The sequence below is a fragment of the Clostridia bacterium genome (genome assembly GCA_016887505.1).
GTDB lineage: Bacteria > Bacillota > TC1 > TC1 > UBA5767 > UBA5767.
The window spans coordinates 1106716-1129546 of record CP069393.1 but is presented as its reverse complement, the minus strand read 5'-3'; the positions used below and the strand labels follow the sequence as shown (position 1 = coordinate 1129546).

Annotated in this window: 18 protein-coding genes, 1 tRNA gene and 1 riboswitch; of the genes, 15 read left to right on the top strand and 4 right to left on the bottom strand. The window is 40.6% G+C overall.

What is annotated here, in order from left to right:
* Positions 1–89: 89 nt before the first annotated feature.
* Both JR334_05580 and JR334_05575 read right to left on the bottom strand, forming a co-directional pair.
* Positions 90–1169: a hypothetical protein gene (locus tag JR334_05580; GenBank protein ID QRN86674.1), complete on the bottom strand. Its 1080-nt coding sequence runs from the start codon at positions 1167–1169 to the stop codon at positions 90–92.
* A gap of 130 nt (positions 1170–1299) precedes the next feature.
* Positions 1300–1830 (bottom strand): CDP-alcohol phosphatidyltransferase family protein, encoded by a 531-nt coding sequence (locus JR334_05575; GenBank protein ID QRN86673.1) that lies wholly within the window; start codon positions 1828–1830, stop codon positions 1300–1302.
* Positions 1831–2246: 416 nt separating this feature from the next.
* Between JR334_05575 and speA the strand changes: the two genes are divergently transcribed.
* From speA to JR334_05515, 12 genes are all read left to right on the top strand, one after another.
* Positions 2247–4166 carry a biosynthetic arginine decarboxylase gene (gene speA, locus JR334_05570; protein ID QRN86672.1) on the top strand — a complete coding sequence of 640 codons (1920 nt, stop codon included), beginning with the start codon at positions 2247–2249 and terminating at the stop codon, positions 4164–4166.
* A 9-nt stretch (positions 4167–4175) separates the two neighbouring features.
* Positions 4176–5027, top strand: a complete 852-nt coding sequence (speB, locus tag JR334_05565) for an agmatinase (protein ID QRN86671.1) — start codon at positions 4176–4178, stop codon at positions 5025–5027.
* 23 nt (positions 5028–5050) lie between these two features.
* The gene (locus tag JR334_05560) at positions 5051–6250 is read left to right on the top strand and encodes a saccharopine dehydrogenase family protein (protein ID QRN86670.1); all 1200 of its coding nucleotides are present in this window, start codon (positions 5051–5053) and stop codon (positions 6248–6250) included.
* An 8-nt stretch (positions 6251–6258) separates the two neighbouring features.
* The gene (gene nspC, locus JR334_05555) at positions 6259–7410 is read left to right on the top strand and encodes a carboxynorspermidine decarboxylase (GenBank protein ID QRN86669.1); all 1152 of its coding nucleotides are present in this window, start codon (positions 6259–6261) and stop codon (positions 7408–7410) included.
* Between the two features lie 110 nt (positions 7411–7520).
* A riboswitch (molybdenum cofactor riboswitch) is annotated at positions 7521–7639 on the top strand.
* A gap of 37 nt (positions 7640–7676) precedes the next feature.
* Entirely contained in the window at positions 7677–9467 is a 1791-nt protein-coding gene (locus tag JR334_05550) for an aldehyde ferredoxin oxidoreductase family protein (GenBank protein ID QRN86668.1), read from the top strand.
* Between the two features lie 198 nt (positions 9468–9665).
* Entirely contained in the window at positions 9666–9890 is a 225-nt protein-coding gene (locus tag JR334_05545) for a MoaD/ThiS family protein (GenBank protein ID QRN86667.1), read from the top strand.
* A 1-nt stretch (position 9891) separates the two neighbouring features.
* Positions 9892–10569, top strand: coding sequence for a HesA/MoeB/ThiF family protein (locus tag JR334_05540; protein QRN86666.1), 678 nt, complete (start codon positions 9892–9894; stop codon positions 10567–10569).
* 11 nt (positions 10570–10580) lie between these two features.
* Complete coding sequence (locus JR334_05535; GenBank protein QRN86665.1) at positions 10581–10832, top strand: hypothetical protein; 252 nt, start codon at positions 10581–10583, stop codon at positions 10830–10832.
* A 67-nt stretch (positions 10833–10899) separates the two neighbouring features.
* A complete protein-coding gene (locus tag JR334_05530; GenBank protein QRN86664.1) occupies positions 10900–11754 on the top strand; it encodes an ABC transporter ATP-binding protein in 855 nt (284 codons plus the stop codon).
* Between the two features lies 1 nt (position 11755).
* Positions 11756–12865: an ABC transporter permease gene (locus tag JR334_05525; GenBank protein ID QRN86663.1), complete on the top strand. Its 1110-nt coding sequence runs from the start codon at positions 11756–11758 to the stop codon at positions 12863–12865.
* Between the two features lie 13 nt (positions 12866–12878).
* A complete protein-coding gene (locus JR334_05520) occupies positions 12879–13880 on the top strand; it encodes an ABC transporter permease (protein QRN86662.1) in 1002 nt (333 codons plus the stop codon).
* A 479-nt stretch (positions 13881–14359) separates the two neighbouring features.
* Positions 14360–15799, top strand: a complete 1440-nt coding sequence (locus tag JR334_05515; protein QRN86661.1) for a hypothetical protein — start codon at positions 14360–14362, stop codon at positions 15797–15799.
* A gap of 520 nt (positions 15800–16319) precedes the next feature.
* On the opposite strand, the gene JR334_05510 is transcribed toward JR334_05515, so the two are convergent.
* Positions 16320–18044 carry a hypothetical protein gene (locus JR334_05510; GenBank protein ID QRN86660.1) on the bottom strand — a complete coding sequence of 575 codons (1725 nt, stop codon included), beginning with the start codon at positions 18042–18044 and terminating at the stop codon, positions 16320–16322.
* A 577-nt stretch (positions 18045–18621) separates the two neighbouring features.
* On the opposite strand from JR334_05510, the gene JR334_05505 reads away from it, so the two are divergent.
* From JR334_05505 to JR334_05495, 3 genes are all read left to right on the top strand, one after another.
* Positions 18622–19242 (top strand): fasciclin domain-containing protein, encoded by a 621-nt coding sequence (locus JR334_05505; protein ID QRN86659.1) that lies wholly within the window; start codon positions 18622–18624, stop codon positions 19240–19242.
* Positions 19243–19912: 670 nt separating this feature from the next.
* Positions 19913–20620 (top strand): response regulator transcription factor, encoded by a 708-nt coding sequence (locus tag JR334_05500; protein QRN86658.1) that lies wholly within the window; start codon positions 19913–19915, stop codon positions 20618–20620.
* On the top strand, positions 20617–22488 hold the full coding sequence (locus JR334_05495; protein QRN86657.1) for a HAMP domain-containing histidine kinase: 1872 nt from the start codon (positions 20617–20619) through the stop codon (positions 22486–22488). The genes JR334_05500 and JR334_05495 overlap by 4 nt, the downstream gene beginning before the upstream one ends.
* 144 nt (positions 22489–22632) lie before the next feature.
* Here the strand turns inward: JR334_05495 and JR334_05490 are convergent.
* Positions 22633–22721: transfer RNA gene (locus tag JR334_05490), tRNA-Leu, on the bottom strand.
* Positions 22722–22831 lie beyond the last annotated feature (110 nt).

Sequence of the window (22831 nt, the reverse complement as noted above, 5' to 3'; positions counted from 1 at the left end):
ACGATTGATAAGTTGAACGGTCTTTCATAAGGGTTTTATTATGGAATAAATATATAGGATGTCACAAATTATGCGTAAATCATCTGAGCCTATGGTTTTCCGATAAATAGTTGCGTATAGATATTTTCATATTTTCCGCCTGTCCGGATTCCGATACCCATGTGGGTGAAATCTGGGTTTAGAATGTTGGCTAGGTGTCCTGGAGAATTGATCAATGCTGCATGTGCTTTCTCTACTGATTGGTTACCAGCTAAGTTTTCCCCCATACCCCTGTAATCTATATCATAACGTTTCAACATATCGATGGGTGAACCATATGTTGGAGAAATATGACTGAAATAATCCAAGTTGATGATGTCTTGGGATTTAAGGCGAGCCAAGTCTACTAGACGAGTGTCCAGCAATAGAGCTTGGAGGCCGTTCTCATGTCTCACTTGATTGACTAAATGGAACATGGCCTTCTCTGTAGTACTCAAATAGGATAAGGAGTCAGATACTGGTTTTTCCTCTACAATAGGTTCTACAACAGGTTCAGCAACAGGCTCTATGACTGGTTCCGAAACAGGTTCTGGAGTAGGGTCAGGTTTTGGCTCTGGCTTAGGTGCCTCCGCTGGGGTCTTCTTTTCTACCTTTTCTGGAAGCTCTGGGCTTTGTGTAGACGCCACTTCAGGTTCCTCGGCTTCTTGAGGCTGAGGCATAACAGGTATTTCTGAACTCGGCGCTTCCTCTTTTTCCACTTTGAATGTTGCCACTGACGTAAGGGGGGCAGACAAATCAAAAAGGTTATGTTCTGTTAATCCAGACTTGGGAAGAGAAAGAGCAGATAGGCGTGTGTTGGAAACCCAATCTGGACCCAAGACAATGATAGGTACAAAAGGTGTCGTATCCGAAACAGGAAGATAACCGATTTGGTTATTTGCCAGTTGAACACCGAGTGTGTCCTTGAATCGGGTGACGACCTCAAAAATCTGTCCTTCAGTTGTCTGTAATAAGGTGTCACTGCTTGGTGCCAGGCTATCTCTAATTTCACCATTATCAGTATTGATGGAGATACAAACAGAAGCGGTCACAGGTTCACTGGCGTAGGATATGGAATTCGAGGTTAGTGGAATCAATAAAAAGGATAGGGCAAGAAGCCCAATCATTGCTAGTTTAGTTCGTGTTTTCATGTAGTTTCCTTTGCTGGTTTATTTATGACACAGGGTGCCAATTCCCTATAATCATACCATCCCAGAGGCTTTCTTGGAATCTGCATATATATCAAACGCCCGGATACCTCCAGGCGTTTGATATGTTTTGCTATGCTTTATTTTGATGTTGGAAGTAATGTGTGGCGTAGGAAAAGATAGCAATGAGTTTTAGGATCAGTGCAAATCCAAAAACTAAGATACTGATGAGTAAGTTCGGAAAAAGGATGTTTATGGCTACGCCAATAAAGAAGATGATTGTTGCACCCTTACCATAACGATTGGAAGGGATGACAAAGTGCTTTTTACGAAAATACATATAAAACCCAGTAATAATCATGAAGACTTCACTAAATAATATGAATAGGAAGGCCCAAGCGGGTAAGGTCTGATCCACGTAAAGACAAGTGACAGCCATAAGGAGCATTAATTTGTCAGCCAAAGGGTCTAGTACGGTACCAACGACAGTTACTAGGTCATAGCGCCGCGCTAGGTAACCATCCAATACGTCAGTCATACTGGCTAGTATGTAGATGCCCAAAGCCTGATAGTGACTGTTTGGGCCACCAGAAAAAAAGACAAATGGGAAGATGGGAACTAGGCATATACGCATCACAGTTAGTATATTGGGTAAGTATCTCATATGTTGGTATCCTTTCTTGAGGGTAATAAAGAGTATCAGCTTAGAGTGCACTATAACTAGATTCATATTTACAGAATGTCTTCGGAACTTACGAATATGTTAGAGCCATCTTTATTGCAGGTTATCCTTTATATCGATAATTTGGGAAGTAAAAGAGCAGACAACGATGCTTTTCGAAAGAACAGATAAGCTTTAAATCGTGTTTTGTCACTGCATAAAGGTCTCAAAATAATTATACCTTACTTTTGAGGAGGATAAAACCTGCAGGCTTGTTATTAAGTAAGAGATAATTTATATTTAATAATCGATTTTTTTGTTAAAATGAAGTATATTGACAATTGTAATACAGCATGATAAATTGCTAAATTAGCAGGCAAGTTTCTTGCAAGATAAACGTTGAAAGAAGGGGCATAGCCATGAATAAAGTAGAACAGCTGGGCAGATGGACAAAAGAGAAATCAGAAGAGCTATATGGCATTAATAGTTGGGGCCAACATTACTTTTCTATATCTAAAGAAGGAGAAGTAATTGTGAATCCTTTTAAGGATCAACCAAAGGTTGGAGCTAGCATTAGAGAAATCGTGGAAGGCATAAAAGATCGAGGTTTGGATATGCCTGTACTATTAAGATTTGAAAATCTTTTGGATTCACAGATCAGCTTTTTGAATGAATCATTCGCGGCAGCAATGCAGAAGTTGGAATATAAAGGTTCGTACCGAGGTATTTACCCGGTTAAGGTGAACCAACAGCAACAGGTCATTCAAGAAGTGACCAAGTTTGGACAACGCTACCATCATGGACTTGAGGTTGGTAGTAAGGCAGAATTGATTGCAGCTATGTCCCATATGGAAGATAAGGAAGCTTGCATTATCTGTAACGGATATAAGGATACAGAATTTATAGATTTAGGATTAAGTGCCTTAAAAATGGGGTTTCAGACATTCTTTGTTATTGAGATACCAGGGGAATTGGCGATTATCTTAGATCGAGCAGAAATATTGGGTGTGAAGCCGAATATCGGTGTTCGCATTAAGTTGTCTTCTAAGGCTGGTGGGCACTGGTCTGAATCTGGAGGCGACCGGAGTATATTTGGACTAAACATGTCGCAGATTATTGAGATTGTAGATAATCTAAAAGAGCTAGATATGTTGGATACACTCAAATTAGTCCACTACCACGTCGGTTCACAGATTCCCAACATTCGGGATATTCGTTCTGCAGCCAAAGAGGCAGCTCAGGTGTATGCTGAGCTGGTTCGAGAGGGAGCGCCCATGGGCTACCTTGATTTAGGTGGCGGACTGGCTGTAGATTATGATGGCTCTAATACCAACTACCAGAACAGTTGTAATTATCAAGTGGAAGAATACTGTACAGATATTGTGGAAGCAGTTATGGGGGTTATGCAGGATAAAGGAATCGATCATCCTGTCATCATAACTGAATCAGGTAGGGCGCTAGTAGCCTACTATTCTGTGCTTATCTTCAATGTATTGGATGTAGCCCAGTTTGAGGAACACGAGATACCGGAAACCTTACCAGAGGATTCTTCAGAGGCCTTGAAATATTTGCATGAGGTAAATCGAACCTTGAATTTGAAGAATATTCAGGAGTGCTATAACGATGCCTTGTATTACAGGGATACTATTCGTGATTCCTTTAATCATGGTAAAGTGAGTTTGAGAGAACGGGCTCTGGCAGAAAAGACTTTTTGGAGTATCATGTTTAAAATAGCAAGAGAACGGAAGAGACTCAAGTTTGTTCCTACCGAATTGGAGGATTTGCAAAGTGCGATTGCGGATATTTACTATTGCAATTTTTCCCTATTTCAATCATTGCCGGATAGTTGGGCGATTGATCAGCTATTTCCCATCATGCCGATTCATCGCTTGTTAGAGCTTCCAAGTAGAAATGGAATTATTGCGGATATAACTTGCGATTGTGACGGTAATATAGATAGCTTTATCGATATGCATGATGTCAAATCCACACTACCACTTCACGAATTAAAGCCGAGTGAAGATTATTATTTGGGAGCATTTCTGGTGGGTGCCTACCAGGAGACACTCGGTGATTTACATAACTTGTTTGGGGACACAAATGTGGTTAGTGTACGATTGAACCGTGATGGTGGATATAGCTTTGTCAGCGAAATCGAGGGTGATAGTGTCGAAGACGTTCTAAGCTATGTAGAGTATGATATTAAGCAGATGCGCAAGCACTTCAAAAAGACGGCCGAGAATGCTGTCAGTGAAGGGCTCATCAGTCCTAAGGAGCGTAAGGAAATCATCAGTGCCTTTGAAAGCGGCTTACGTGGTTATACATATTACGAGAGATAGGGAGCGACTATGCTGAAAGAACAAAGAACTCTTCAACATGAAGGAATTAATAAGGAATATGCTGAAAGCGAGCTCGTGCTGTTTGGCATTCCTTTTGATGGTACAGTTTCCAACCGCCCAGGAACTAGGTTCGGCCCTCGAGGTATAAGGCGAGAATTGGATGGGTTGGAAACCTATAGCCCCTATTTAAACAGGGACCTAGATGATTATTTGATTTGCGATTTGGGTGATATTGAATTAAACTTTGGCAATACCAAAGAAACACTACATCGAATCCAAAAAGAGACAGCAGAGATTGTATCGGATGGAAAGAAAACCTTGGCTCTTGGTGGGGAACATTTGGTGAGTTATCCCTTAATTGAATTATTTCAAAAGAAATATCCATCTCTGGTGGTAATTCATCTAGATGCGCACGCAGACCTGAGGGATGATTATTTGGGTGAATCTTTGTCTCATGCAACGGTGATGCGCAGGGCACTATCCTGTCTTGAACCGGGATCACTCTACCAGTTTGGGATTCGCTCAGGAACTAGGGAAGAATTTAGTTTTGCCAAAGAGAATACCCATTTTTACCCCTATTGCCTTAATGAGATGCCGGAAGTTTTAAAGACACTGGGTGATCTTCCCCTTTATGTGAGTCTTGACCTGGATGTACTAGATCCTTCCGCGTTTCCTGGGACGGGAACGCCGGAACCAGGTGGTGTCAGCTTTAAAGAACTATTGCGAGCTATCCATGCCTTGGTAGGTTGTAATGTGGTTGGAGCAGATGTGGTTGAGCTATCACCACAGTATGATGTAAGCGGTGTATCGGATGCGACCGCTGCTAAAGTTGTTAGAGAATTGGCCTTAGCAATGCTGTAGGCTCGTAAAGAAAAGGAGAAACAATGGGAAAAGCATTGATAATCGGAGCTGGTGGTGTTGCCAGTGTCGTAGCACACAAATGTTGCATGAATCCGGAAGTCTTTGAAGAAATCTGCATAGCTAGCCGGACTAAGTCAAAATGTGATGCGTTAAAAGAAAAACTAGACGGTGGTAAAACCAAAATTAGTACAGCACAGGTGGATGCGGATGTTACTTCAGAAGTGGTAGCACTTATCCGGAGCTTTAATCCAGAAATGGTCATCAATGTGGCCTTGCCATATCAGGATTTGACTATCATGGACGCATGCTTGGAAGCAGGTGTTCACTATTTGGATACGGCCAACTACGAGCCGCCTGAAGTTCCGAAATTTGAGTATAAGTGGCAATGGGCATATAGGGAGCGTTTTGAAAAGGCTGGACTGACAGCAATTCTTGGCTGTGGTTTTGACCCTGGTGTGACCAGTATATTCTCAGCCTATGCATTAAAACATTATTTTGATGAGATACATTATATCGATATCGTGGATGCCAATGCGGGAGACCATGGTTATCCGTTTGCCACGAATTTTAATCCTGAGATTAATATTCGTGAGATTACAGCTAACGGGCGGTATTGGGAAAATGGGGAATGGGTAGAAACAGCGCCTCTAGAGGTGAAAAGGGTTTACGACCTACCTCAAATTGGTCCTAAGGATACCTACCTTCTCTACCATGAGGAGCTAGAATCCTTATGTCAAAATATGCCAGGCCTGAAAAGAATCCGTTTCTTTATGACGTTTTCAGAGAAATATATTACCCATCTTAAAGTGCTCGAGAATGTAGGCATGACCTCCATTGAACCGGTAGAATTTGAGGGCCAGATGATTCAACCGTTGCAATTTTTGAAAGCGGTTTTGCCAGATCCTGCTTCTTTGGGTCCGAAAACCAAGGGTAAGACCAACATAGGCTGCATATTCCAGGGCTTGAAGGATGGCAAACCAGTAACCTATTATGTATATAATGTATCGGACCACCAGGAGTGCTATAAGGAAGTGGGCTCGCAGGCGATTTCATACACGACTGGCGTTCCAGCTATGATTGGTGCCAAGTTACTTCTAGAAGGAAAGTGGAAAAAACCGGGCGTCTATAACGTTGAGGAGTTTGATCCAGATCCCTTTATGGCTGAGCTGATGGAACAGGGCTTGCCCTGGCAAGAGGATTTCAACCCTCAATTGATTGATTAGGTGACAAGATGAAGAATCTAGAGAAAGCTTTGAAAGGTGTGAAAACGCCCATCTACCTTGTTGATGAACGTTTGCTAATTAGAAACCTAGAGAAATTAAAATATGTGATAGCGGAAACAGATTGTAGGATTCTACTAGCACTAAAAGGCTTCTCCATGTTTTCGGTGTTCCCGACAGTAGGGAAGTATCTTACCGGCGTTACGGCGAGCTCACTATTTGAGGCACGTTTAGGCTATGAAGAAATGGGCAAAGAGGTACATATTTATGCACCAGCCTACCGACCGGAAGAGTTTGGAGAAATTCTATCCTATTGTGATCATGTGGTATTTAATTCACCCAGCCAATATAAACAGTTTCGTGAGGAAGTTCGCAAGCATAATCAGGATGGAGCTAAAATTGAATGCGGTCTTAGGATTAATCCAGAGTATTCGGAGATTGAAACACCCATTTATGATCCATGCTACATCGGATCTAGGCTGGGTACGACACTTTCCCAATTAAAAGATGAGGATATAGAGGGGCTTGATGGTCTACATTTTCATACCATGTGTGAGCAGAATGCAGATACTTTAGAACGTACGTGGTCGGTTGTGGAAGAAAAATTCGGACCATATTTGGAACGAATGAAATGGATTAATTTTGGTGGCGGACACCATATCACTAGAGACGATTACCAGATAGAGACACTACTGCGAGTTATTCGGAGAGCAAAAGAAAAATTTGGGGTCCAGGTTTATTTAGAACCGGGCGAAGCCATTGCTCTCAATACAGGTTATTTGGCGACTAGGGTGTTGGACATTGTGCACAATGGGATGGATATCGCGATATTGGATACTTCTGCTGCATGTCACATGCCTGATGTTTTAGAAATGCCCTACCGACCTCAGATTATTGGCGCAGGAGAAGTTGGTGAAAAGACATATGATTACCGGTTGGGTGGTATGACTTGTTTGGCTGGTGACATCATTGGAGATTATTCTTTTGAACGTCCGCTTGCAGTAGGAGACTTACTGCTATTTACGGATATGGCTCATTACACGATGGTTAAGAATAATACGTTTAATGGGGTGAATCTTCCTTCCATTGCTTTGTTGAAGGATAACGAACTGAAAATAATTAGGGATTTTTCCTATGAGGATTTCAAGGGACGCCTTTCGTAAGGATACAACCGCGGCTTGCCGCGGTTTTTTTGTGCTTATTTTCTCTAGAGGCATTTTACGCTCAACCCAGAAAAATTGAGGATATTTTTACATTTATGGTATCTTTTAGGTATAGACAAGCTATCCGAGCTGAGCAACCTAAAGTGAAAACCAAGGATTCTCAGCCATTGGGTTATAGGGGAAACCATATAGCCTCCCGCGTTTGGAAAGGATACCGAGCGTCAAATCGCTAGGCAAATATGTGCCAACGAAAGGGAGGGTGTTGAATGTTTGGATACCGAGGAAAGGTACTACGAATCGACCTATCATCCGGGAAAGTCAGTGTAGAAAAGCTTGATGAGAAATTAGCGAGGGACTATGTAGGAGGCCGCGGACTGGCAACTAAGATGTTTGCCGACGAAGTGGATGCAGGTGTGGATGCCTTAAGTCCGGCTAATAAATTATTTATTGCTACAGGGCCATTGAGCGGAACACCGACACCAACGGGTGGACGGTATATGGTTGTGACGAAGTCACCTTTGACAGACACCATAGCTTCTTCCAATTCTGGTGGTTACTGGGGGGCTGAGCTAAAATTTGCTGGTTATGACATGATTATTGTGGAAGGTAAAGCCGAAAAACCAGTATATATTCAAGTGGAAGATGATAAGGTGGAAATCAAGGATGCAGCGCATCTTTGGGGGAAACTGGTCTCTGAAGCGACAGATCTTCTAGAAAAAGATGCTCCTGAGAAATCTAGAATTTTAACCATTGGACCTGCGGGAGAAAAGCTATCTCGGATAGCTGCTGTAATGAACGACCGTTTTCGTGCTGCCGGTCGATCCGGTGTTGGTGCTGTAATGGGCTCCAAAAACTTGAAAGCAGTGGTCGTTAGAGGTACCAATAAAGTACCAATTGCAGATCCTGTAAAATTGAAAGCAGTTGCTAGGGAAGCTACAAAGAAAATTCGAGAAAATGGGGTTACAGGTGAAGGATTGCCGGCCTATGGTACTGCTGTATTGGTTAATATTATTAATGAAAATGGCGTTTTCCCGACCGACAACTTCCAGAGATCTCAATTTGATGGAGCAGAATCCATCAGTGGCGAAGAACTAGCCGAAAAATATTTGGTTAAGAAAGATCCCTGTTACCACTGCCCGATTGGTTGTGGTCGCTATTGTAAAACGGATACAGTCGAAGGTGGAGGCCCAGAATATGAAACCATTTGGGCATACGGCGGAGATTGTGGTGTATCTGATTTGCCTGCGGTGATTGAGGCGAACTTCTGGTGTAATGAGTATGGTTTGGATACAATTTCAGCGGGTACCACAATTGCTGCTGCGATGGAACTCTACCAAAAAGGATTCATCAAAGACCGCGAATTAGATGGCTTATCCTTGAATTTTGGAGATGACAAGGCCATTGTTGAGTGGACGAAGAAAATGGGGATGCGGGAAGGTTTAGGAGATAAAATGGCTGATGGCTCATATAGGTTGGCTGACTCCTATGGAATACCTGAATTATCCATGTCTGTTAAAAAACAGGAAATGCCTGCTTATGATCCGAGAGCGATTCAGGGTCAAGGATTATCCTATGCGACTTCCAATAGAGGGGGTTGTCATGTACGTGGCTATTTGATTTCTCCTGAGATTTTGGGACTGCCAGAAAAATTGGACCGATTTGCGACGGAAGGCAAGGATGTTTGGACTAAAATATTCCAGGATTTATCTGCCTTTATCGATGCTTCTGGGCTATGCCTATTCACCTCATTTGCCATGAATGCAGAAGATTATGGTGCCATGGTTGAAGCGGCAACCGGAGATAAATGGTCTGCCGAGGAAGTACTGAAAGCTGGGGAAAGAATTTGGAACATAGAGCGAATATTCAACATGGCTGCCGGTGTTGGGGCAGATCAAGATACCTTACCACCTAGACTCTTAAAAGAGCCAATTTCAGAAGGTCCATCTGTCGGTGAAGTTACTAGATTGGATGAGATGCTGCAAGGCTACTATGCTCTGCGAGGCTGGGATGAAAGTGGTGTGCCTACCCAAGAAAAAATTGATGAATTGGGAATCTAATAAAGATAACTAAAAAGGGCTTCTTTCGGGAAGCCCTTTTTAGATTAGAAATATCTAGGGATTGAAAAACAACCAGAGAGTGCTAAGTGCTATTTCAGATGGAAATATGGGTAGAGGGTTTGTAGAATAATCGACGAGATGTATATGAAATTGTTTATAAGGTTGCAATATTGTATATTATACTTAGTGGGGTAAAATATGAAGATTAAAGTGAGGCTATTTGCAACTCTGCGTGAAAACAGGGGGAAAGAACTAGAACTTGAATTAATCGAGGGATTAAGTGTGCTAAAAGTATTGAGTATGCTCGACATTCGCAAGAAGGATGTTGCCATTCTACTAGTAAATGGTCGGGATGGTAGTGCGGACCATATAGTTGTAGATGGAGATGTCTTGTCTTTGTTTCCGCCGGTAGGAGGAGGATGATATGAGATATGAACGAAATCGCTCTAGTATTAGCGAAAAAGAGAATCAGCTTTTGTCTGAAAAGCGGGTTTGCATTGTGGGTGCGGGAGGTCTAGGCGGCTATGTGATGGAGATGTTGGCTCGGATAGGTGTAGGCCATATCAGCATAGTAGATGGAGATGTTTTTGATGAAACGAATCTGAACCGTCAGATTCTGAGTGATGAGAAAGTTTTGGGCAGAAAAAAAGTGGAAGTAGCTTTGGAGCGAATGGAACGTGTGAACTCCCAAATCCAGATTATCGGGATAGGGGAATTTTTAACCAAAGAAAATGCAAACAACCTTCTGGCGGGTCATGATGTGATCATAGATGCGCTTGATGATATTGATACTCGTTTTATAGTGCAGGATGAAGCTGAAAAGTTGGCTATTCCTATGGTGCACGGCGCCATTGCTGGTTGGTACGGTCAAGTGGCCACCATTATGCCAGGGGATAGAACACTGAATATGATTTATCGTCATAATGAGAATAAGGGTGCAGAAACAAAGCTGGGGAATCTTTCATTTCCGCCGGCTATGGTAGCCTCAATAGAGGTGGCAGAGGCGATTAAGATTCTTTTGGATAAAGGGGAAATCTTGAGACACCAGATTTTATTTATAGACCTGCTAAACCAGGATTATCACAGATTTGAGTTATCCTAATGGCCACTATTATGGAAGAAATATTATTACGAAATGTTTGCCGTTGGGAGATTTTGGAATATTTGGACCGACTCGAGTTTATAGAAGTGCAGGATGGATTTTATCGGCGAGGGGAAATTGAAATTAGGTTGTCTGAAACAATCAAGAAGAGTCTTTCTTCAATCAAGATTGATGAGACGAAGATAGAAATTTCAGGCCAGCAAGAGTTGGTTGAAAAACTGTTGAAGGAGATTCGATTCCATTTTTTGAGAGCAGGTGGTTGAGAATGGGTTTGTTTGAGAATGATATAGAAACACACCTATTGTTAGCCTGAGTAAAAGGAGGCATAGCATGATCAAGGTTCAGAACTTGTTCCATTCCTACAAAAATAATGACACGTATGCTGTGAAGGATATCAGCTTTGAAGTGAAAAAAGGTGAGATATTCGGTTTTCTTGGGCCTTCCGGAGCAGGCAAGTCAACGACCCAAGGCATTTTGACGGGGCTGCTGCGATTGCAGCAAGGCCAGGTCGAAGTGGCAGGTTATGATGTTAAGAAACTGTCCAATAAAATGTTTAATAAAATTGGCATGAGTTTTGAGCAATCCAATGTTTATTCCAAACTTTCCGGGAAAGAGAATCTGGAGTTTTATCGAAAGCTTTTTGATGGTAAGACGATGGATCCCATGGAACTGTTGAATATGGTAGGTCTAGATGGTAAAGAAGATATACGAGCGGGTGAGTACTCTAAGGGGATGAAGCATCGTTTGACCTTTGCTCGTTCAATGTTGAATTATCCGGAACTTTGGTTTTTGGATGAACCTACTACGGGGCTTGATCCTACGATTGCTTCTAAGATTAAGGATATTATTCGGGCTGAAAACGCCAAGGGTGTTACGGTCTTTTTAACTACCCACAACATGTATATTGCGGATGAGCTATGTGATAGGGTGGCTTTTATCGTGGATGGTGAGATACTGCTAGTCGATTCACCTCGAAAGCTTAAGCTCCGCTATGGAAAACAGCTTGTGGAGGTTGAATATCTTGATGCTGGTATGCTGCAGAAAAAGACCTTTTCTACGGTGCTACCACAAGATAAAGCCTTATTGCAGAAGGTAATAGAAAAGTACGATATTCAAACCATGCATACAAAGGAAGCGACGTTAGAGGAGATTTTCATAAAGGTTACTGGAAGGGAGCTGGCCTGATATGAAGCTCTGGTCTAGTTTTGTCAAAGAATTCAAACTGGCTTCTCGTAGCTTTTATTTTTATGTTGAAATTGGTATGGCATTGGTGATGCTGGCTGTACTATTGCTTGCGATTCCGAAACAGTATAACCCCATTGTTGATGAATACCTTTATCTGAATATGCCTCCAGCAGAGCAAGAGGCTTTCCTTGAAGTTGTGCTAGATGAGTATTATGGCTTGCCGCCGGAAAGTATGTATATAGAAATTGGAAAAGAGGAAGTACTCGTTCGTCGCTATTCGACAAACGAAAATCATTACAATGTGTTCGATAAGCGTGATGATCTGCTTCAGTTGGTGGAAATAGAAAATGAAGCAGGTGCGGAAGTATATCTAGGTGACATGGGGGAATTGCGCTACACCTATTTTATTCAGGGTTACGAGTCGGAAAGAATGCGGAATATTTTATTGGTCTTACACAATGAAGATATTCAGGTTACAGGGGCAATATTTGATGCCCAAGAAGTTCGTACAATAGAAGATAATCCAGTCTTGCTCAACGTACGGGAAAATACATTGCCTGTTTTTCTCACCTTTAATGGAGCATTGATGGGCTTTTTCATTGTAGCGGCTTATGTTTTTTTAGACAAAAAGGAAGACGTAATCCGGGCTTACGCAGTTACACCAAGTGCAGTTTGGCAGTATTTACTGAGTAAAATCATGATTGTGGCTGCTACCAGTGTTGTTACTAGCTTAATTATTGTTTTGCCAGTGATGGGAGCAAGAGCGCAGTATGGGGGCCTTCTGATTTTTTTATTGGCTACTGGATTTTTCACTTCCTCGTTAGGACTATTGGTTTCAGGCTTCTATGAGAATATCAACAAGTCGTTTGGAGCACTGTATCTTATAATGATGTTCTTGATGATACCAGGGGCCGCATACTATATACCTAGTTGGGAACCAGCTTGGATTCGCTTGATTCCTACCTACTATGTTTTAGAGGGGTTTCAGGAAACATTGCTACCGGCTGGAGAAATATCGTATGTTTTGATGAGCTCATTGGGATTTTTCGCAGCGGGGATGGTTTTGTTTTTGTTGGCCGACTTGCGATTCAGAAGTAGACTTTATGCCTAGAAAGGTGGCCGATATGATTCGAAGAGCTTTGCTGATTTTTATCCGCGACCTGAAGGTGAGCACGCGGGATTTTCTTACGGTATATATTATATTGGTGCCGATTCTTTTTGCGGTGGTAATCAATTTACTAGTTCCTAGTGTCAATGAGACGACGGTGAGTCTAGCCTTTCTTAGGTCAGATGAACATGAATATGTGGATTTTTACCGTGACTTTGCGATTGTGGAAGAGTTCGATAGCCTAGCGTCAGTCGAACATAGGCTCAATAAAAGAGATAATATTGTCGCTATTTTACCTGAGGAGAACAGCCACTACATTCTTACCCAAGGAAATGAACCTGAAGGGGTCGTAGATCTAGCTAAACTTCTTAAGACACTTCAAGAAACGGATACGGCAGGGAAGGGATCGAATGCAGAAATTGTAGATTATGGTCATACCATACCGCCACTCAAAAAGTTGTTGGTGGCAGCAGCGATGCTGTTTACCTCCGTACTGGGTGGGATGTTGATTGCGATGAGCATTGTGGAAGAAAAGGTAGATCAGACGGTATCTGCTCTTAATGTGACTCCAATGAGTCGGGGAACCTTCGTCTTGGGTAAAAGCCTGATGGGTGTTGTACTTGCCATCATGGGTTCCTTTGCCCTAGTGCTATTGACGGGTTTTAGAGATATTTCTTTTGGTCAACTGACAATTTCCATACTTGGTATTACCTTGATTAGTGTGATGGTTGGATTCATTCAAGGTTTGAATAGTGATGATGTGATAACAGCAGCGGGAGGCATAAAACTATTATTCATGCCCCTTGCTGGAGCAATTGCTGCAACCGAACTTTTGAACTCTTTTTGGCAGAAATTCTTTTATCCATTGCCCTATTACTGGTCCTATAAATCTGTAAATGAGATTCTTTCCAATACAGCTACTTGGCCTAGTGTTCTTGGACAGACGGGTATTGTTGTGTTACTAGCCGCCCTGCTTGCTTTATTTATTGTGCCACGTATTCGTAAGGGATTGGAATAGGAGGAGAACAATGAATGGAAGTGCTTTAGGTATTCTTGCCATTCTATATGCGGCAGTAGTAGTCTATGTTGTGAATCGTAACCGGAGTCAATTTGGAAACTGAAAAATTCCAGACAAGTCAGAAAAAGCTGGAGAAAAAGAAACCAGGGTAGTTCTTCTTGCTTGGGTGTTGTTATTTTGGGTAGTGGGGATTTGGTTAATAAGACTTCCTTCTTGAGAAATTACCATAATAATGTGGTTACTTATGGACCAAAGTATTTTAAGAAGAAGTTACAAAAGAATAAAGCCCAAACTTTAAGCCCCAAACTTTTGTTTGTGGCTTTATTCTTTTTTGTGCCCAGTAGTAATTAAAAATCCTAAAAAGCGTGATACAATTTAAGTAGAGGATATATTTCCAACACCATGAATCAAACACATATCGAGACTCAAATACAAACATAAGTTGCTTATGCAATCTAGTTTTGAGGGGAGAGATGAAAATGAAGAGGATGCGATTTCTATTCGGTACAATCGTGGTGTTGGGATTGTTTGTTTTACCATGCAGGGCCTTTGGTGCAGATGCTCCAGTAATTACGAAACCAAATGGCGGTGAGTTTTTAGGACGGGGCTCAGAGGCTACGGTGGAGTGGACAGACAATAACACCACAACTTTCGAGTTCTATTTATCGACAGATTCTGGTGCAAGCTATGACATTTTTTTAGGTGAGGGAAGTGGCAATAGTTTTACATTTACTGTGCCGCAGATTAGTAGCAATACTGCTAGAATCAAAATGACAGGACTTGTGGCTATAAGAGACTTGGGAATGGGTATAAAGTTGCCAGTGTATGGTAGCGATGAAAGCGATGCCGATTTTAGTATGGGCTATACTGTTATTCCAATCGATCCCATTATTATGGTTGCCTATCCAGCTATGCCAACGAATCTAAAGGTTGGTACAGATTCATCCATGTTTACCCACGATATTACATGGGACGACAATGCTGCAAATGAAAGTGGATTTAAGATCTTTAGAAGGCATGAGGATTCCTTCGTGTTTACGGAAATCGCTAGTGTTGGAGCAAATGTTACAGCCTACAAGGATACAGATTCTCTAGTAGTAGGAGACAAATATTACTACAAAGTCTATGCCTACAACGGCTTTGGGAATTCTAGTTATTCAAACACCTATGAATATGAAGTATTGGGCTTGGTTGCAATTCCACTCTATCCTTTTGCTCCGAGTGAATTGGATCTTGGTGCTGATGGTGATATGGAAACGCACGATTTGACTTGGAAGGATAATTCGAGCAATGAAACTGGGTTTAAGATTTATCGGAAGGTTGGTACTTCATTAATATGGACACAGATAGACACAGTAGGTGCTGATATAACTAGCTATGAGGATGAGGATACACTCATGATCGGCGAAACCTATCACTACCAGGTAAGTGCATACAATGGCTTTGGTAATTCGGAATATTCAAATTCTGTGGCTTATATGGTAGTTGATCCGGATGCGACGGAACCAGTTTTACCTTCTTCAGTTGTCATTGATCTGGTGATTGGACAAAAAAACTATCAAGTGAATGGCCTAGATAAGAACATGGATGTTGCACCCGTTATTATGGATGGACGGACATTACTACCGGTACGCTATATTGCGGACCCACTAGGTGCAGCTGTAGGTTGGAATAATGGGACTCAGAAAGCAACGGTACGTTTAGGAAGCACATATCTGGAACTTTGGATTGATAATCCTACTGCTAGGGTGGATGGTATAGAGCGGCTTATTGATTCCTATAATGATGAGGTGACTCCAGTTATTGTCCCGCCGGGTAGAACTATGTTGCCACTTCGGTTTATTGCTGAAGCACTGGGCTGTGAAGTGAATTATGATGGTCCTAGCCAGTCTATTGAAGTGATTTATCCAGCCCCATAATGAGGAAGTTTTTTAGAAATTAAGGTTGATACGGAATGAAAAAAACAAATAATAGATGAAGAAAATATGGCAAGCCTTAAAAAACTTTGAAAATCAAAGCTATTGCGCATAAAGCATAGGTATTTGACCAAATTCAGGCCATAGGGGTGCATTGCGACGACTACCCTACTTGCTCATTTATTAAAATGGAGTATACTAAGGTTACACTTCAAGGAATACCTAATATCTTGGTTACAGTAGAAGTCTCCAATAACATGTGGCATCTAAGGTCAGGGAACTGATTAAGGTGATTTATGTTTGAGGTGGTAATGATTGTAACTGGTTTCAAAGAGATTTGAAAAAACAAGGTAGAGAAAGTTTCGTTGGAGTTTCGAGCAGTCGAAAGACTGCTCGCTTTTTGTTTTAAAAAAGAGTTCATAAGTAGGCAAAATAGCAATAGATAGCTCAATCTCGTATAAAACACAGGAATATAAAAAACAAGCTAGGGCAAAATACCCTAGCTTGTTTTTTATATTCAACGTTACATTTTGTTGATGGTGAAAATTTTATATGCACTGGGATCACGCATATCGTCTAGTGTAAAGGTAGTCGATTCTACACCAGATCCATCAATATAAAGTACGGTTACTCGCACAAATGATGTGTCATTAGGAAGTGCTGCTCCCAAAATAAAGCATTCATTGCCAATAGGTCCGTCAATTGTTGTTTCTACTGGTTTTTGTGAATCCTCCATACCATTTTCTATGTAGGATAATTCGATACTTATTGCATCCCCAAGGATTGAGAACATAAGTGGTACTTCATTGCCGGTATTGGTAACATTAATGATTCGTGGTGTTAATGTATCTGAGTTTATACTTTCTTGCATAGGGATAATAACGGTTGCATATTTTGAGTAGTCAATATAGAAGTCATTGCCCTCTGAATAAAGGGTTTCATTTTCAAACAGACTACTTGAATCATCATTCGTTGTGGTTGAATCTAGCATTCCCATCTTGGTAATTTCGTTGTTAACTCGATTTATTTCCGCATCGCTTATTTTTACTTCGGTAATATGTGCAATACTGATGGTTTCCACTGGATCATTTTCAAACTCTAATTCTTTTACATACATTTCACAAGTTATTTCGCCTTCATTTTCAAGATAGGAAATATATTCTACCGGAAGTTGCAGCATCTCTCGGTCTACTGCAAAATGATTATTCGTATTTAGGTCGGCTTCTTCTTCCCCGTTGTCGTAAAAATCATTTTTTAGCATTACATTTTTATCAAAATAGTTTTCTGCGAAAGTGGCATGGATTTGTCCTTCGCTGTCGCCAAAAAGGTTTCCTTTTAGAAAGCCATTGCCTAACAATCTGTATTTGAGGCTTTCCATGCCCATTGCACCGTTTTCAAAAAGTTCGACTTTAAATTTGTCGGATACTTGTGTACCAGAAGTAAGTTCAGCATAGTGAAAAACATCTTTGTGATTGGCCGTTTCTATTTCGTTTTCAACAAATTGTACTGGCAGAAAAACATAGGTTTTCCAGGTATCCTCGTCTTTAAGTTCTAGGACTTCTTCGAAATTGTGCATTAATACTTGAGGGTAGGATACGGTTGAATTGATAACGCTATCAACACCATCATATTCCATATTTGGAAGATAGGGTATTTCACTGTTTTCATTTTCTAGTGAGGCGATTACGAGCTGAAATTTTTCGAAAACATCTGGCTTTACAATTGCTCGAAAGCCTTCTGGCTGTAAGAATCCAGAATCTGCATATATTCCCATACAGATGGTAAAGAGATCACTTTCGGCTATTTTCTGAAAGTATTCATAGTTATAAGGTTGGTCTTTGAAAAAGGCGAGGTTGAATTCGCTAGTGGAAAAGTCATAGAAATCATAGAGCCCATCGTCTAGAACTGGTGACATGGGTATATAGGCTGTCTCTGGTTCTGGACAATCACCAATCAATATACCGTTTATTGGTTTCTCGCAGAGGGCAGTGTATTCAGCAACTATATTTTCTGAAAAATCTTTTATTTGATTATCCTCTAGCTGCTCATAGTGATCATTAAAATAGTCTAGTGTTTCTATTAAATCACCATCGTATACATCACCAAAGCTTTGTAATTCTTCTGATACCGTGCTGTTTTCTGTTGCTGTTTCTTCGAAGAAATCTGTCTCAGAATTGACTGGTTCTTCGGCAGAACATGCTGTAAGCAGCAACATAGCGATAATTAGAACACCCGCAAATTTTTTCATCGGTTACCTCACTTTATGTAATATTTATAAAAGAAAACTGTGTTGGTGTAAAAATAGTTTACAAATAAACGTATATAACAGTCACTATGACTATATCTGTTGTTGGTAAACATGGGGAAATAAAAAATAAGACTGTTTAATATTACCTTATCTGAAGAGCAGTTGCACGAATTTTTTGTTTCATATCACGACTTATTTTTTCCCCCTATTATGAAATCTATACAAAATAAGGAGTGTCAGCTAGACAACCTATGGCTTGAAATGTATCGGGCTTATAGCCTGGGCTTCACGGGTAAGGTTGATTGGTGATGCTATTTTTCTAGAAAAGGGTAAAGCATCTGTTTGGAAATCTTTTAAACTCAAATAATAGTTGCTCTACGATGCTTGAAGCATAGTACTAGAGATTAGCATTATATTGATTAGGAGGTTGCTATTTTGGAATAGTAAGCATCTTCATATCAGTAGAGGTAAATAGATGCCATCTGAAGGGAAAAGATGTTGAGCTTTCTTATTTTGTGGGACTAAAAATTATGGGGTACATCAAACGAATGATAGTATTGATTTAGGAGGTGTTACTATGAAAAAAAGATTTACTATGTTATTGACATTGGTATTCATCATAATGCTGAGCACCCCTGCTCTTGCAGCTACGGGCGATATTGTTGATATTGCATCTGGGGATGAAAATTTTTCAATACTTGTCACCGCTTTGCAGGAGGCTGAACTAGTTGGTGCGTTGCAGGGTGAAGGGCCATTTACAGTGTTTGCCCCGACGAATGATGCTTTTGCAGCTCTCTTGGAAGCATTAGACATTACTGCAGCAGACTTGTTAGCTCAACCGGATCTTGCGGATGTGTTACTGTATCATGTTGTATCTGGCAAAATCATGAGTACAGACTTGACGGACGATATGATGGCAACAACTTTACAAGGTGAATCATTAACAATAAATTTAGATGATGGTGTCATGGTAAATTCATCCAAGGTTACAACAGCAGATATTGAAGCGACAAACGGTGTGATACATGTGATTGATGCTGTATTAGTCCCAGAAAGTTTTGTGCTTGAGGATATAATGGATATGCCAGAAGTAACGGATATGCCAAACACAGGTGGTGAGAGCCTCTATACTCCTATGATTTGGATTGGTATTTTGCTAGCCATTACTCTTTTGATTAGAAAGAGATTACTTGCCTGATTTTCAGAAGAGAGTAATATAGTGGCAAACAACTTTTAAGCCATGGGAAGAAAGAATGCATATTGCTAATCTAAAGCCCCCCCAACCTATACGGATGGGGGGACTTTTATTTTATATTTGCATTGAAAGAATAAACACCGTTCAGTCATCTAGTAGTAGAACCATGACGATTAATTTTTATCAACTGCCTAGGCTTTATTCTAATGAAGTACACGCCGACAAACGTAAAAATTCGTAATATGACTATGATAATTTTGGTAGATGTGGACTGATGGTACTCGCAATGGATTGACGGTCATAAAGAACCATATGGAACTATGCAACTATTACACGCTCCAACATGAAAGGCTATTATTTAGGTATTAGAGAACATTATAATAGAAATTGAATTTAGAAAAATTCATATAAAAAAACTTAGGAATATAAAATCCTAAGTTTTTTGGTGCCGAAGGCGGGAGTCAAACCCGCACGAGGGGTGAACCTCGTATTTTGAGTCTAGGGGGAAGTAATTCTATTTAAATGTGAAATATAGTACGATAGGTCTAAAGGGGAATTACTTTCAAGGTATCTCAAAGATAAAAGTATAATTCATCTTAATAAAATCTTAAGAGTTTGAGTAGTTTAAATTTAAAGTGAGAACCACGTACAATATTCCCAGAGGAGGACGATTATGTATAACATCTTGATATGCGATGATGAAAGAGACATTGTTAGTGCATTGAAAATTTATCTTGCAGATTCTAATTATATGTTGTTTGAAGCTTTTACTGGTGTTGAAGCACTTTCGGTCATTGAAAAAAATGATATTCACATAATTCTTATGGATATTATGATGCCTGAGATGGATGGCATTTCAGCCATGGTGAAAATTAGAGAAAAGAGCAATGTTCCTATTATCTTGCTGACAGCAAAAAATGAGGATACTGATAAGATTCTGGGATTGAACGTTGGTGCTGATGATTATATCACTAAACCTTTTAGTCCTGTGGAATTGGCTGCTCGTGTGAAATCCCAACTGCGTAGGTATATGCAATTGGGTGGTGGTGCCCAAGAACCGAAAAATTACAGCGTAGGAGGCATTGATCTTGACGACAACAGCAAGACTGTGTTGCGGGATGGAGAAAGGATAGCGTTAACACCTACGGAATATAAAATATTGAAATTGTTGATGAAAAATCAAGGACACGTTTTTTCACCGAAAGAGATTTACAAACGAGTATGGAAAGACGTTCCTTATGGAAATGAAAATTCTGTAGCAGTACATATCCGGCATCTAAGAGAGAAATTGGAGTGGAATCCTGCTGAACCAAGATATTTGAAGGTAGTGTGGGGGCAGGGATATAAAATGGAACCTGGAAAGAGAGGACAACAGGAATGAAAAAAAAATTAACACATAGCCTCCCAGCAAAAATAATTGCATTTTTTTTGCTGGTGATTACAGCATCTATGATTTTGGGCAGTGCTTTGGCTGCATTTTGGATGGTGGATTATGAATTTTATACGAAAAGCGAGAATAGAATCAAAACGGAAATTTTTTCTGAAATGAGCCGTAGTGATGGACGAACCCTACTTTACTCTTATTTGAAAGATGATACTGACTATATCAATGAATTTTGTAATGAAACGAACGTTGGGTTTGAAGTTCTTGTTGATAACGAAAAAGAGGATAAGAAAATTTTTCCGAATAACATGAATAGACAAACATCTTTTGTAATTGAGCATCAATTTGATAAAGATGAAGTTGCGACGGTGGAACAGTTTGTTGAAGAAAGTTACACGGTTAAGATCTACATTGATGATGCTTTTCCCCAGACAGATAAATATTCATTTTCCAATCAGGTGCTTACACTAGCTTATTCTCTGAGATATGGAATTTGGATTATCGGTTTGCTTTCGCTCCTGTCCTCTATCGCTTTATTAATTTTCCTGCTTTGCGCAGCGGGACATAAAGCGGGATACGAGGATATTGTGGCTAACGGGGATGTGACAATGCCCTTCGACCTATATTTAGGGATTTATGCGGTTGCTGTAGTTACGGTGATAGCGTTTGTTAATACCAATCTGTATGGAGTAGAAAGCTACATAGCTATAGCTCTTGGCGTTCCGGCCCTTTTAATTTTGATGATGCTCTTCTCTATGAACTTTGCAGTACGAATCAAGTTGGGAAGGTGGTGGGAAAATACGATTTTCTATCGCTTGATTCTGCTAACACTGCGTATCCTAAAAGCAGTATGGATATGTATTGTCAGACTTCTTAGAAATCTTCCGCTGATCTGGAAGACATTGATTCTTGTGAGTGCTGGAAGTCTAATATTGTTACTCTCAGCAATGTCCCGTAACACTGGCCATCAAGCAATGCTTTGGCTGGTATTCAATGTTACTCTGGTGCCATTTTTTCTGTATATTGCCCTAGTGCTACGTAAGCTGCAGAAAGGCAGTGAAGCGCTAGCGACGGGTGACCTTTCCTATCAAGTGAACACTAGATGGATGTTCTGGGATTTCAGACGCGCTGGCGAGAATTTGAATCAGATTGCTGATGGTATGACGCAGGCTGTAGATGAGAGGATGAGAAGCGAACGGTTCAAAACAGAGTTGATTACCAATGTTTCTCACGACATCAAAACACCACTGACTTCCATAATTAACTATGCAGATCTCATAGGAAAAGAGACTATCGAAAATGAAAAAATCAACGAATACACAGAGGTGCTCCTAAGGCAATCTGAGCGGTTGAAAAAACTGATTGAAGATTTGGTAGAAGCGTCCAAGGCTTCTACTGGTAGTATTGATGTTCATTTAGCGCCTTGCGAAATAGGTGTATTGCTAGTCCAGACTGTTGGTGAATATGAACAGAAACTATCAAACGCAGGTCTTGAGTTGGTTGTCAATAAGCCTGAAGAACCAGTTAGAGTCTTGGCTGATGGACGTCAGCTATGGAGAGTGTTCGATAATTTAATGAACAATGTATGCAAATATGCTCAAAATGGAACTCGCGTGTATATTGCTGTTGAAGAATATGATAAAGACGTGGTAATTATCTTTAAGAATACTTCGAAGTATCCTCTGAACATATCTGCTGAAGAGTTGATGGAGCGTTTTGTGCGTGGTGATAGCTCCCGGAATTCTGGGGGGAATGGTCTCGGACTCTCAATCGCAAGGAGCCTGAGCGAACTGCAAAACGGAAAATTGGCTTTGACTATAGATGGAGATTTATTCAAGGTTACATTAAATTTTAACAAAATTTAATTATATATTAGTTTGTTATCTTAGACGAAGTATAGTGATCTGTTTCACAAGAGTCTTGCCGATATGGCAATTTGGATAGTGTTAATTCATCTATATCTAGTGAAAAACAAGAAAAGGCTCCCGAAAAATCGGGAGCCTTTAATATGGTGCCGAAGGCGGGAGTCGAACCCGCACGAGGGGTGAACCTCGCTGGATTTTGAGTCCAGTGCGTCTGCCAATTCCGCCACTTCGGCAAAGTGGCTTGTTCAAGTGAACAATAGGAATTTTACCTTATGTACTACAGGAAGTCAATACAAATTTATAAGTTTTATTTAGTTGCCAAGGGTATATATACTTAGTAAAC

Excerpts from the sequence above, each read along its gene's own strand:
- JR334_05580 (QRN86674.1), bottom strand. The coding sequence starts at position 1,169 with ATGAAAACACGAACTAAACTAGCAATGATTGGGCTTCTTGCCCTATCC.
- JR334_05575 (QRN86673.1), bottom strand. The coding sequence starts at position 1,830 with ATGAGATACTTACCCAATATACTAACTGTGATGCGTATATGCCTAGTT.
- speA (QRN86672.1), top strand. The coding sequence starts at position 2,247 with ATGAATAAAGTAGAACAGCTGGGCAGATGGACAAAAGAGAAATCAGAA.
- speB (QRN86671.1), top strand. The coding sequence starts at position 4,176 with ATGCTGAAAGAACAAAGAACTCTTCAACATGAAGGAATTAATAAGGAA.
- JR334_05560 (QRN86670.1), top strand. The coding sequence starts at position 5,051 with ATGGGAAAAGCATTGATAATCGGAGCTGGTGGTGTTGCCAGTGTCGTA.
- nspC (QRN86669.1), top strand. The coding sequence starts at position 6,259 with ATGAAGAATCTAGAGAAAGCTTTGAAAGGTGTGAAAACGCCCATCTAC.
- JR334_05550 (QRN86668.1), top strand. The coding sequence starts at position 7,677 with ATGTTTGGATACCGAGGAAAGGTACTACGAATCGACCTATCATCCGGG.
- JR334_05545 (QRN86667.1), top strand. The coding sequence starts at position 9,666 with ATGAAGATTAAAGTGAGGCTATTTGCAACTCTGCGTGAAAACAGGGGG.
- JR334_05540 (QRN86666.1), top strand. The coding sequence starts at position 9,892 with ATGAGATATGAACGAAATCGCTCTAGTATTAGCGAAAAAGAGAATCAG.
- JR334_05535 (QRN86665.1), top strand. The coding sequence starts at position 10,581 with ATGGAAGAAATATTATTACGAAATGTTTGCCGTTGGGAGATTTTGGAA.
- JR334_05530 (QRN86664.1), top strand. The coding sequence starts at position 10,900 with ATGATCAAGGTTCAGAACTTGTTCCATTCCTACAAAAATAATGACACG.
- JR334_05525 (QRN86663.1), top strand. The coding sequence starts at position 11,756 with ATGAAGCTCTGGTCTAGTTTTGTCAAAGAATTCAAACTGGCTTCTCGT.
- JR334_05520 (QRN86662.1), top strand. The coding sequence starts at position 12,879 with ATGATTCGAAGAGCTTTGCTGATTTTTATCCGCGACCTGAAGGTGAGC.
- JR334_05515 (QRN86661.1), top strand. The coding sequence starts at position 14,360 with ATGAAGAGGATGCGATTTCTATTCGGTACAATCGTGGTGTTGGGATTG.
- JR334_05510 (QRN86660.1), bottom strand. The coding sequence starts at position 18,044 with ATGAAAAAATTTGCGGGTGTTCTAATTATCGCTATGTTGCTGCTTACA.
- JR334_05505 (QRN86659.1), top strand. The coding sequence starts at position 18,622 with ATGAAAAAAAGATTTACTATGTTATTGACATTGGTATTCATCATAATG.
- JR334_05500 (QRN86658.1), top strand. The coding sequence starts at position 19,913 with ATGTATAACATCTTGATATGCGATGATGAAAGAGACATTGTTAGTGCA.
- JR334_05495 (QRN86657.1), top strand. The coding sequence starts at position 20,617 with ATGAAAAAAAAATTAACACATAGCCTCCCAGCAAAAATAATTGCATTT.